The following is an 11,897-nucleotide window of genomic DNA, read 5'->3' as shown; positions in this document are numbered from 1 at the left end:
GTGCCATGGCGATCAGACAACTGTTAAAACGCACCAGTGGCTGGCTGTACCGCAACTCGCCGGCAGGACGCAACCAGCTGCACGGGGCCGGGGTGATTCTCATGCTGCACCGGGTGCTGGCCGACGACAACGCTGCCACCCTGCCCCATCGCAATGAATTGTGCGTCGGACCGAACGCCTTCGAGCACTTGCTGATCTGGCTGAAACGCCATTTTGATTGCGTGCCCCTGATGGACATTCTGCAAACCGGCACGTTGCACGCCGAACGACCAAAAGTGGCGTTGACCTTCGACGACGGCTGGCGCGACAACGCCCTGAACGCCTTCCCGCTGCTGCAAAAATACCAGGTGCCGGCGAGCATCTTTCTCTCCACCGATTTCATCGGCAGTCGCCAGCGGTTCTGGTGGGAAAGCATCGGTGAAACCCTGTGGGGCAGCCATGGCGAGAGGGCCCGGGCGCACATCATCAATCGTCTGAACATGGCCGCACGGCCGGTGCCGGCAGCGCTCACTGAAGGGCATGTGCAGCGCCGCAGCCTGGCCCTTTTGCAGTATTTGCAGACTCTGAAAACCCTTGCCCCGCACGATCTCAGTCGCTTGACCGATGACTGCCCGCAAGAGTCGATGCCGCAAGCGCTGGACTGGCATCAGGTGCGCTCGCTGGAAGCTTCCGGCCTGGTGCGTTTCGGTCCGCACGGCGCGAGTCACGCGATCCTTACCGGCCTTGATGATCAACGGCTGGACGAAGAACTGAGGCGCAGCCGCGATGCGCTGTTGAACGGCTGCAATCAGCCGCTGCCGGTCTATTGCTACCCTAACGGCGACAACGACGCACGTGTGCGCCTCCACGTGGCGCAGCACGACTATGCGTTCGGTCTGGGCACCGCCACCGGCATCTACCGTGGCGTCGAAGACCCGCTGGCGCTCCCGCGTTTCGGGGTCAGCCAGCGCACCGCGCGCAATCCGGAATTGTTGTCGTGGCGCATTTATCGCGGGGCACGGCCATGAGCCGCAGCAACTACCTCAAACACCTGGCCATGAGCATGGGCACCAAGCTGGCAATGATCGCTTTGCGCTTGTTGCGCAACGTATTGCTGGCGCGGATCCTCGGGCCGAGCGAACGCGGTCTGTTTGCCCTGCTCAGCACCTTGCCCGATCTGATCAGCGCGGCCACCAGCGGCGGGCTTAACTCGGCGGTCGGTTATCAGGCCGCCAAGCAGCGGCCGATGGGCTTGTTGCTCAGTCAGGTGCTGGTCTTTGGCTGCCTGCTTGCCGGTTTGCTGACGTTGCTGGTGGTGGGGCTGACCCGCGAGTTCGGCACCGAGCTCGACATCACCACGCAACTCGGTCTGCTCGCCTGGCTGTTGCTGCTGGCGGTACCGTTGACCGTGCTCAAAAGCGGACTGCTGACGTTACACAACGCCTCCGGCGGGATCATGGCGTTCAACGTCCTGCGCCTGATTGAGTCCCTTGCGCCGCTGCTGTTGTTTCTTGCCCTGTTCTGGATGTGGAAAGACGCTGCGCTGGAAGCTGCACTGCTCAGTTGGCTGGCGGGCATCAGCCTGGTGGTGCTGGCGGGCTGGTTCTGGCTCAAACGTGCGCAGCCGCTGAAACTGCAATGGGACCGCGGCAGCCAGAACGAACTGCTGCGCTTCAGTGCCCGCAGTCATCCCGATTTGCTCTTCCAGCAAGTGATCTTGCGTTCCGACTACCTGTTTATCGGCGCCCTGCTCGGCAGCACCGCGCTGGGTCATTACGCCATGGCCAGCGCCGCGGCTGAATTGCTGCTGATCGTTCCGGAAGCAGTGACCACGCCACTGATGAAACGCCTGCTGCAGCAGGATGAGGGCATGGACAAAGTCACCCCGCTGGCGCTGCGCCTGACCGCTACGGTAATGCTCGGCGCCTGCCTGAGCATGGCGGTGATTGGCGAATGGCTGATCGTCACCCTGTTCGGTGCCGCCTATCAACCGGCGTACCCGGCGTTGCTCGCGCTGCTGCCGGGCCTGCTCGGGCTGTGCTACGCGAGCATCCTGCGCCTGGACTTGCTGGGCAAAAACCGCCCCGGCACGATTTCGTTGCTGATGGGGCTCGGCGCCTTGCTTAACCTGACGCTGAATGTAGTGCTGATCCCGCTGTACGGCATCGTTGGCGCGGCAGCCGCGTCGTCCATCGCTTACCTGGCTGTGACCGTAGCGTTGCTTGTCCTGTATTGCCGATTGAGCGGCGTGCCGGTGTGGCAGACCCTGATCATCCTGCCCAGCGACTTCAGTCCGATGTTGCACATGCTGCAGCGCAAGTCGGCATGACACACCTGATCCTGCTATTGAGCCGGGGCCCTGTCCCATGATTCTCATCGCATGGTTTGCCGCGCAACCCGTTGTCCGCACGGTGAGCCACTCCATCCACGGTCACCACCGTCAGGAGCCAATACCATGAGTGTTTTTTTGAGCAAGCTTGGCGAGCACATCCGGCACAAAGGCTGGCGCGCTACCGCCGCCAAAGGCTGGAAGCGTTATGTATTTTTTCATTGGGAACTGTTGTGGATGGAGCGCGATCTGGTCACGCCGATCCCGCCGCATAAACTGCGACCGTACCCACCGCTGAAAGTCGTCGCCATCACCGCGCAAAACGCCGTGGCGTTTACCCGTCATTTTGGCGATCGCGTAGAGACCATGGCCGAGCTCGCCCGTGAAGGTTTCACCGGACAGATGCACGTCGATGAGGCCGGTGACGCAGTGGCTTTCATCTGGGGCGCCACCCGCAACTACCACGACAAGCACTATTACGGCTGCAGCTTTCCCGTGAAAGCCGGGGAGTTTTTCGAGTTTGGCGGTGAACTGAGCCGCGCCTACTGGGGCACGCGGTTATCAATGGACCTGCAGACCGAACTGTGGAAAGCCATGCAGGCGCAGGGCTGCAACAAGGTGGTGGATGTGTGCGAGTCGGGCAATATTCCGGCGCTCAAGTTACACATTCGCACCGGCTACAAAGAACAGGGACGGGTCATGAACGTGTACGGGCTGTTTGGCCGTTGGCGCTTCTACCGGGAAACCCGTTACAGCGGTTCGCGCCTCGATGCCCTGCGCAAACCGGAACGTTCAACCGTTACAGCATCGGTGACCTGAGCTTATGGCAGCGCGATACGAATGGCGCACTTCGCTGTGCGCAGCAGATTTTCCTGCGGCGGCTTATGAAGCACTGCGCCTGCGAGTGATGGACCACACCCCATTCAACGCGCTCGCCTGGCTGTGCGCGTCCGAACAGGCGCTGAGCGGCGCGGAGCGTTTGCACGTGCTGCTCGGCTGGCAGGGCACCGAACTGGTGTTTTGCCTGCCGTTGGTGGCCTCGGTCGAGCGCTTCGGCAGGCTGCCGTTTCGGGTGCTGCATCACCTCGGCTATCCACTGACCGATCGTCTGGCATTACTGACCCGCGTCGACGCCGACGACATGCGCAAGGCCTTGATCGAGATCCGCCGACGCTTACCGCATGCCCTGTTGCAACTCAACGAGCTGTCCGAACCGATCGGCGCGGAGAGCGCGCTGACACAATGGATGGCTCACAGCTCGACGGGCGAACGACGTCTTAGTTGCCGAGTGCCGGTGCACTTGATCAGCGACGCCGATCGTCAGGAAGTGTCCGGTGATCCGCGCTACAAACTACGTCGGGCGCGCAAACGAATTGCGGCCTGCGGCGCTGAAATTCGCCGCATCACGCCCGACGCGGCGAGCATGGGACCCTTGCTGCAAGTCATCAGCGAAGTCGAAGCAGTGAGCTGGAAAGGCGACGAAGGCGTGGGAATTTTCTCTGATGAACGTCATCGCCAGTGGATGGATCGCGCCTTCACCGCCCTCGCCGCTCAGGGTCTGGTGCGAGTGGTGGTGCTGGAACTGGACGGCCGTTGCATCAGTTATCGACTCGGGTTGCTGGAACAGGGCCGGCTGTACGATTACAACCTGGCGTTCCTGCCGCAATACGCTGATCTGGGCAGCGGTCGGGTGCTGCTGGAAGAATGGATTCGCTGGGGGCTGGACGACAATTGGCGCTGGATCGATGCGTCGCGGGTCAGTCTGGAAAATTCCAGCCATCAGCTGCATGAACGCATGAGCGGCCAGCTTGAGCATTGGCGCTGGAGTTTTTACTCGTGGCGCCCCAGCGGCCTGGTCCTTGGATTTGCCTTGCGCAGCTGGCAGCGGTTGAAACCCTGGTTGCAGAAATGGCGCGCCAGGCGAGCCACGTCGGCGACACCTGCGACACCGGTACCGACCGCTAAAGTGGCCGCCACCATCGAACCTCACCGGGAGAGTGAACATGCCACGCCAAGTCATAGTCAACGCTGATGACTTCGGTCTCAGCCCCAACGAAAACACGGTGATCCTCGGCGCGTTCCAGGCGGGCGTCATCAGTTCTGCAACGGCGATGGCCAACATGCCTGCGTTCGAAGCGGCCTGCGCCATGGCTCGCCATCCGTTGCTTGCGGGGCGCATCGGCCTGCATTTCAACCTCACATATGGCCGGCCTTTGAGCCAGGGCATTCTCACGCGGGCCAATTTTTGCGACAGCACCGGGGTCTTCGACCTCAACCTGCCGCGCCACCGTATGCGGCTCAATCGTCTGGACCGCGATGCCGTACAGGAAGAACTACAAGCGCAATGGCAACGCTGCCTCGACAACGGTGTGCGGCCCAGCCATCTGGATTCCCATCAGCACGTGCACAACATCTGGCCGATTGGGGAAATCGTCGCGCGTTTCGCGGCGAGCCAGGGCGTTGCCGTGCGACTGGCGCGCAACATGGGACAAAACCTGAACCTGCCCAAGCGCATTTTCAAGGAGCTGCTCAACCGTCGTCTGCGTAGCCTGGCAGGTACCACAGCGGATTACGTGTGCACCCCGATTGGCTTGCGCGACGGTGACATTCCAACCGACGGCGTGCTGGAAATTGTCGCGCACCCGACCCAGCTCGGGGCCGATTTCGGCGACGCTTACCTGTCGCCAGAAGAATCGCTCAAATCCCTGCTGACGCTCAGGCTGCCGGGCGTTCCACGTATTTCCTATGGCGACCTGATTGAGGATTTACGCGGCCAGGCAATACCAATGGAGCGATCTACATAAAATGCAACATATTCAAAGGTGGCGCTTTGACATGATTTTCACCGCGTGATCTATACCCAACAAGAACGTCCCCCACCACACCTTGGCTCCGGCTTTGGAGAGCGTCATGAAAGTCATCGACAAGCTTCGCGAACGAATCAAACAAAAAGGTCTGAGCCGCATGCTTCGCACGCTGTGGAGGCGTTATGTATTTTTCCATTGGGAACTGCTCTGGATGGAGCGCGACCTGGTCAGCCCGGTTCCACCGCACAAGCTGCGACCTTATCCACCGGTACGAATGGCAGTAATCACCCCGGAAAATGCAGTCGCGTTCACGAAGCACTTCGGCGATCGCGTAGGCACGATGGCCGAGCTGGCCGCCGACGGGCATACCGGCCATATGTACCTGGACCAGGATGGCCATGCCATCGGGTTCATCTGGGCCAGCACCCGCGACTACCATGACCGCCACTATTACGGTTGCTGGTTCCCGGTCAAGCCAGGCGAATTTTTTTGTTTTGGCGGCGAAATGGCCCGCGCCTATTTCGGCACCAGTCTGTCGGTCGATGTCCAGGTGGCGCAGTGGGAAGCCATGGCGGCCAAAGGCTGCAACAAGGTGGTCGACGTGGTGGAAACCCACAACATCCCGGCGATGAAGCTGCATATCCGCATGGGCTATCAAGAGCAGGGTCGCGTGACGCATGTGTACGGTCTGTTCGGTTTGTGGAAATTCTATCGGGAAACGCGTTACACCGGCTCGCGCCTCGACCCGCTGCGCAAACCGGGTCGGCCCGTAGTCACGGGCGCGGCGAGCGCGTGAGGCTCGGTTGAAACCGGCACAACCTGCAGGGGCACCGCTCCTGCCGTTGGCGGGGTTGATCCGCCATTCTCGGTTACAGGACATTCATGGAGGGCGAGGCTAGCCCCGAGACGGGGCCTGTAGGCCGTCCCGGCGCAGTCATACGATCTCTTAGCAAGAATACCCAGGTTGCTTAAACGGCCTGGCAGGCAGGCAGGCAGGCAGGCAGGCAGGCCAACATTTTCGTGCTTTAAATAAACCATCATCCTTGCCCACGCAAACCAATTCCGGTAGAACTCAGGAGGTTGTACGATGACATAATAACAACACGAAGCCATCCCGGAAGATGGCACGTACCCCTCTTGAGAACCTGCCATGACCCGCTCCGCCCTCGCTTCATCCACCCCAGCACCTTTTCCCCGCCACATCGCCGTGCTCATTCTGTTGTGCATGGGCTGTGCATTCGCCGGTAATCATGTGGCAGCCCGGGTCGCCTTCGATGATGGCGCCGGGGTATTGCTGGCGATCTTGATGCGTTCGGGCGGAACGTTGCTGGTGCTCGCCGCGCTGGTGCTGTGGCAACGACAGAATCTGCGATTGCCGGCGGGTGCCTGGCGCTGGCAACTGCTGTTGGGTTTGCTGATTACCGCGCAAAGCCTGTGTCTTTACTCTGCCGTGGCGCGAGTGCCGGTCGCATTGGCGTTGCTGGTGGCCAACGTCTTCCCGATCCTCCTGGCGTTGCTCACTTGGGCACTGGGCGGAGCACGGCCGACGGCGCGCACGGCGGCCTTGATGGGGCTGATTCTGGTGGGTCTGGTATTTGTGCTCGACGTGCCGGGACGCCTGTCGGCCAACGCCAGCGTGGGTCCGCAATGGCTGCTCGGCGTGGGCCTCGCGTTTTGCGCCGCCACTGTGTTCGCCTGCGCGTTGTGGATTACCGATCACAAGTTGTCGCAGGTTCGCGGTTCGGTGCGCAGCCTGCTGACTATTTTCATCGTCTTCAGCAGCGTCAATCTCGCGGGATTGACCGGCGCCCTGCCCGGCGGCCTGAACCTGCCTGCGACGTCCACCGGCTGGATGGCACTTGCGACGCTGGTGGTGCTATATGGCACGGGTTTCATCGTGCTGTTCATTTCCGTGCCGCGCCTGGACATGCCGCGCAACGCGCCGGTGATGAACATTGAACCGCTGGCAACCTTGCTGATGGGCTGGATTGTGCTGGATCAGATGCTGAGCGCCGGCCAGGTGGTGGGTGGCGTGATCGTCGTGACAGGCATTGTGCTGCTGACGTATCGCAAGACGGAGACAAAGGTCGAAGCGAAAGCTGGAGCTCTGTAGCAGCCAGCTTGCTGGCGAGGCAAATGCCTGACGACATGGATACCCGGTTGAAATCGCATCGCTGGCAAGCCAGCTCCTGCACGTTCGCGGGTGGTTGCTGAATTTCGGTATGGGGGATCGGCGATGGTGTGGTTTGATAATCAGCAGGTCAGCGCGGTTTGACCACCACCAGCAGATCGGTGAAATGCTCAACCTGGATCGGTAGATTGTCGGCCAGTGTCGCCAGCGCGGCGTCGGTATCGTCGAGGCGGAATACGCCGGACACTCGTAATGACTGCAGCGCCTGTTGGTCATAGCGCACCAGGCCATGGCGGTAACTGGCCAGCGCCTGCAGCACTTCGCTGAGTGGTCGGTCGTCGACTTTCAGCAAGCCGCGTGTCCAGGCATCCGGGTCTGCGTTGCCGATGGCATACGGTGCTTGCACCCTGCCCGCTTTCATCCGCGCTTGCTCGCCGGCCTTGACGTTCACCGCCTCAAGCCCATTGGCTTTGGCGGCAACAACCGATTCGAGCACGCTGATTACCGTGGAACCGTCCGCTTCGCGTTTGACCAGATACCGCGTGCCAAGCGCCGTCGCGGTGCCTTGGTCGGTGCGCACCACGAACGGACGCTTGGCGTCCTTGGCCACGTCCACCCACAACTCTCCCGCCAGCAATTCAATCACCCGTTGCTGCCCGTCGAATTTCACGTCCAGCGCCGAATGGCTATTGAGTTGCAGATGGCTGCCGTCCGACAACGTCATCTCGCGCCGCTCGCCCACGCCAGTGCGCTGATCGGCCATCCAGATCGGCAGATTGTCGACACCGACCCAGCCACACGCCAGCACTCCCAGCAGTGCTAACACCTGGACGCCACGGCTTGAAGCAGATCGACCGGATCGCGCGAAAGCCTGTTTCAACGCAACCCGTGCAGGCGCGGCCGGCAGCTCACTGAGGCTGGTCCATAAACCGCGCATGCGTTCAACCGCAACAGCGTGCCGTGGATCGGCTGCGCACCAGGCATCGAAAGCCGCACGCTCGGCGTTACTGACGCAGTCGTCATGCAGCAGCGTCAACCAGCGCGCCGCTTCGTTGATCATCTGTTCGGAGGGAGGCGTCACGCTGGCTGATCCGCCCCGTACAAGGTGTTGTAACAATGAACCAGCGCCGCCGCGACATAGTTTTTCACCGTGCTCGCCGACACCTTCAATTCAAGCGCGATCTCACTGTAAGTCAGCCCGTCGAGCCGACTCAGCAGAAACGCCTCGCGGTTTTTGCTCGGCAACCCGGCGAGCATCACTGCGATCTTTTCCAACGCCTCAAGCGCGACGTGAATCGCCTCGGGGTCTGGCATGCCGGCATCACTTGCCTGAATCGCCAGTGCCTCGAGATACGCCTGTTCGATCCGCCGGCGCCGGGCGCCATCGATCAACAGCCGGCCAGCCATGGTCGCCAGAAACGCCCGCGGCTCTTTGATGGTGTGCGGATCGGTCAACGTGAGCACGCGGATGAATGCATCCTGCGCCAGATCGGCCGCCCGTTGCGAGCAGCCGAGTTTCTTCCGCAGCCAGCCATGCAACCAGGAATGGTGATCGCTGTAGAGCTGGGAGAATGTCCGATGACGGCTCGCCAAATCATCATCGGCCACGGAAATGTTACGCATACGAAAAAATTTCTCAAATAAGAAAGATTACCAGTAGCGATAACGATGACAGCAAATCTGCGCCAGAGCAAGCCACCGGCACGGCCGAATGTTCAAAAGAAACGCTGTTGGGCGATCGACCTCAGTGCTCCGGCGCGACCATTCTGAACCTGATAGTGATATCGCTGGATACGAAGCTGTCCGCCCATTCACCTTCGCCCAGTTTGAAATCGGCGCGCCGCAGGATCAGTTCGCCGTCAAAGATGCCGATAGCGTTCTCGGACTTGAGTGTCACCGGCACTGCCACTTCACGGGTAACGCCCCGCAGCGACAGGGTCCCGCTGATCAGGTAGCGGTGCTCGCCCAGCACCTTTACCGCAGTCGACTGAAACGTTGCCCGCGGATAAGTCGCCGTGTCGAACCAGGCAGGTTTTTTCAGTTCTTCATTGGCATCGCTGCTGCCGGCATCGATGCTGTCCAGTTCGATGACCAGCCCTGCGCGGGAGACGGCAGGATTCTGTGTGTCGAAAGCGAGCGTGCCGCGAAAGGAGGCAAACGTGCCATATACCCGCGAGCCCATCTGATGATAGGTAAAACTGATGGTGCTGGCGGTGTCGTTGACCTCGCTGTACTCGACCGCCTCAGCCCACGGCAATGCACCGATCAACAAGGCTGCAACCCCTGCGGCAGGGCGCTGGAATCGACGGTTCATGGGCTTCTCCGATGGCGCTGTAAGAAGACTTAAGCAAACATTTGCCGCGCGCGCGAATCTCGCCAGCGCTGACGCTCCACAAACCCGCTAACCCGCCCCGCCCTATACCAGACGCTCGATTTTCTGATGCTTCCACACCAGTTTGTAATACAGCGTCTGCAACAGCAGCATGCCCAGGTACGCCACCGGGAACGCCATCCACACGCCTTGCAAACCGTAGTGCCCATCCAGCACATAGGCCACCGGCAACTGCACCCCGACCACGCAGAAGATAGAAATCGCCATCGGCACCAACACATTACCGCTGGCGCGCATGATGCCGCCGATGATCGCCTGGAAGCCAAACACCAAAAGACTCCAGAGCATGATATGCAACAGCTGCTCGGCTTTCGCCCGTGTCAATTCATCGGTCAAGAAAAGGCCGAGCAACCAGTGCGACAGCAGGTAACCCAACACCACCAGGCCACCGGTCAGGCACACGTTGATCAGCAGACCCGTGCGCAGAATCGGCCCGATTCGCTCGACCCGCGCCGCGCCGATCGCCTGCGCCCCGAGGATCGAAGCGGTGATCGCAATCGACAGCGCCGGGAACTGCACATAATTGACGATCTGCGTCACCGCGCCATAGGCCGCCGTTGCCTGCGAACCGTGCTGATTGACCAGCGCCAGGATCACCAGCTCTGATACCGACAACACCACCATCTGCAACCCGGTCGGCAAACCGATGCGCAACACTTTGCCTAGAATCACCCGGTCCAGGCGCATCGCCGCAAACATCTCGCGGTCCGGCGCCAACGGATGCCCGCGTCGAATCAGTCGCCATGCCAGCCAGCCCATCGCCGCCAGATTGCCCACCAGCCCCGCATACGCCGCACTCTGAATCCCCATCATCGGCAGCCCCAGCCAACCGCGAATCAACGCCGGCGTCAGCGCCAGCCCGATACAAGTCGACACCACCAGCGCCACCAGCGGCGACACCGTATCGCTCACCCCGCGCAGCAACTGCGTGAACAGCACGTATACCAGCAGCGACGGCATGATCCACATCATCACGTGGGCATACGCGACGGCGTCATCGAGTACGTCCGGCGGCGTACCCAAACCCTGCAACGCCGGCCGCGCGAACACGCTGCCGAGCACTGCGGCGGTCAGGCCAATAATTGCGCCCAGGAGCAACGTGGTCCCGGCAATGGCTTTGACCAGATGCGCTTCACGTGCGCCCCAAGCCTGACCGATCAACACCCCTGCCCCGGCGCCGAGGCCGATCACCAGCGCGATGAAAAAAAACACGATGGGGAACATGCCCGACACAGCGGCCAACGCTTGCGTGCCAAGCATCTGGCCGATGTAGATGCTGTTGATGGTGCCCGACATGGACTGCAGAAAATTGGAGAGCACCATGGGCGCGAGGAAAAGCAGGTAGGTTTTCCAGAGGTGGTGATCGGTGGTCGGGGTTTGCATTGGGTGGAGATCCGGCTCTACTGCGGGTTACGGTTTCTAAGGATAGCGTCAGCGGCTATCGACACGCTGAGCTGAAATGATGGTTCAGGGTGCGCACGAAATTCCCGCGACAGGGGATAGACGTCCCAGGCCCACTATAAAGTTCCTACGCAACGCTCAGAATTGCTCACCTTGTCGAGGGATGCGATGAGGCTTATAGTCCGCTCCGTCGTCCGGATGGGCGATTCGGGTTTGGCGACCTGATCACAGAGAATGCGAAGGCTCCCGGCTTTGTTGCAGGGGTCGTCGCACCCGCAAAGCCGCTGTTATGGCGGCTGTGCGCGGGAGACCTTGGGGTCTGCCGGTTTTCTCTGTTGCCGGTTCGCCAACCTGCGCACAGCTGCCACCCAATCGTTTGGCGACGACTGAGTGACGGCGCAAGCCAATCAAACAGAGATCTTCCTATGAATCGCTACATGCCCCTCACCGGAATCGACCTGATCCCGGCCTCCCTGCTCATCGACACCCAAGCCCCACTCGACGTCCTGCAAGCCATGGCCGACCACCGCATCCGCTCGGTCACGCAAGTACTGGAAACCATCGCCTACCGCGCCGAACTGGGTTGCGACACAGTGGTGCTCACGGACTTCTCTCAGCTGCTGGTTATTCCGTTAAGGGATGGCTGTGATTTGATGGATGTGATCGGGCGACGGTTGCGGGCGCAAGCGGCGGAGTGAGTGATGAGAACGGGCGCTGATATGTGCCCGTTTTTTTAGGTGAAAGGTTCAATGCTGCTTTCTTTGGCGTTCGCTGCAGGTCGGCTTTCGGCCAAAAGAGGCCATTCCGTCTCCCTTACGAAACAGGGAGTCTCAGTCACCAGTATCGGGTACACAGGGC

12 protein-coding genes are annotated in these 11,897 nt (G+C 60.9%); 8 read left to right on the top strand and 4 right to left on the bottom strand.

Annotated elements, in window-relative coordinates; all coding sequences use genetic code 11:
• Positions 1-5 precede the first annotated feature (5 nt).
• The 7 genes from F8N12_RS01100 to F8N12_RS01070 all read left to right on the top strand — a co-directional run bounded on the left by F8N12_RS01100 (position 6) and on the right by F8N12_RS01070 (position 7,228).
• Entirely contained in the window at positions 6-1,007 is a 1,002-nt protein-coding gene (locus F8N12_RS01100) for a polysaccharide deacetylase family protein (protein WP_150578742.1), read from the top strand.
• Positions 1,004-2,308, top strand: coding sequence for a lipopolysaccharide biosynthesis protein (locus tag F8N12_RS01095; RefSeq protein ID WP_150578741.1), 1,305 nt, complete (start codon positions 1,004-1,006; stop codon positions 2,306-2,308). The genes F8N12_RS01100 and F8N12_RS01095 overlap by 4 nt, the downstream gene beginning before the upstream one ends.
• Positions 2,309-2,434: 126 nt before the next feature.
• Positions 2,435-3,127 (top strand): N-acetyltransferase, encoded by a 693-nt coding sequence (locus F8N12_RS01090; protein WP_150578740.1) that lies wholly within the window; start codon positions 2,435-2,437, stop codon positions 3,125-3,127.
• 4 nt (positions 3,128-3,131) lie between these two features.
• Positions 3,132-4,340, top strand: coding sequence for a GNAT family N-acetyltransferase (locus F8N12_RS01085; RefSeq protein WP_150578739.1), 1,209 nt, complete (start codon positions 3,132-3,134; stop codon positions 4,338-4,340).
• Positions 4,312-5,112, top strand: coding sequence for a ChbG/HpnK family deacetylase (locus F8N12_RS01080; RefSeq protein WP_150578738.1), 801 nt, complete (start codon positions 4,312-4,314; stop codon positions 5,110-5,112). Before F8N12_RS01085 ends, F8N12_RS01080 begins: the two co-directional genes overlap by 29 nt.
• Before the next feature lie 106 nt (positions 5,113-5,218).
• A complete protein-coding gene (locus tag F8N12_RS01075) occupies positions 5,219-5,911 on the top strand; it encodes an N-acetyltransferase (protein ID WP_150578737.1) in 693 nt (230 codons plus the stop codon).
• Between the two features lie 354 nt (positions 5,912-6,265).
• Positions 6,266-7,228, top strand: a complete 963-nt coding sequence (locus tag F8N12_RS01070) for an EamA family transporter (RefSeq protein WP_150578736.1) — start codon at positions 6,266-6,268, stop codon at positions 7,226-7,228.
• A gap of 148 nt (positions 7,229-7,376) precedes the next feature.
• Here F8N12_RS01070 and F8N12_RS01065 read toward each other — a convergent pair whose 3' ends face one another.
• The 4 genes from F8N12_RS01065 to F8N12_RS01050 all read right to left on the bottom strand — a co-directional run bounded on the left by F8N12_RS01065 (position 7,377) and on the right by F8N12_RS01050 (position 11,021).
• Entirely contained in the window at positions 7,377-8,306 is a 930-nt protein-coding gene (locus F8N12_RS01065; RefSeq protein ID WP_150578800.1) for a FecR family protein, read from the bottom strand.
• Positions 8,307-8,323: 17 nt separating this feature from the next.
• On the bottom strand, positions 8,324-8,869 hold the full coding sequence (locus tag F8N12_RS01060) for a sigma-70 family RNA polymerase sigma factor (RefSeq protein WP_150578735.1): 546 nt from the start codon (positions 8,867-8,869) through the stop codon (positions 8,324-8,326).
• A 121-nt stretch (positions 8,870-8,990) separates the two neighbouring features.
• Complete coding sequence (locus F8N12_RS01055; protein WP_150578734.1) at positions 8,991-9,560, bottom strand: YceI family protein; 570 nt, start codon at positions 9,558-9,560, stop codon at positions 8,991-8,993.
• A gap of 102 nt (positions 9,561-9,662) precedes the next feature.
• Positions 9,663-11,021, bottom strand: a complete 1,359-nt coding sequence (locus tag F8N12_RS01050) for an MATE family efflux transporter (protein ID WP_150578733.1) — start codon at positions 11,019-11,021, stop codon at positions 9,663-9,665.
• Between the two features lie 443 nt (positions 11,022-11,464).
• Here F8N12_RS01050 and F8N12_RS01045 point away from each other — a divergent pair, with 443 nt between their 5' ends.
• Positions 11,465-11,737 (top strand): hypothetical protein, encoded by a 273-nt coding sequence (locus F8N12_RS01045; RefSeq protein WP_150578732.1) that lies wholly within the window; start codon positions 11,465-11,467, stop codon positions 11,735-11,737.
• Positions 11,738-11,897: the final 160 nt, after the last annotated feature.

This window comes from Pseudomonas fluorescens, from assembly GCF_902497625.1.
Taxonomy (GTDB): Bacteria; Pseudomonadota; Gammaproteobacteria; order Pseudomonadales; family Pseudomonadaceae; genus Aquipseudomonas; species Aquipseudomonas fluorescens_BQ.
This window is presented reverse-complemented; position numbering and strand designations above follow the sequence as displayed.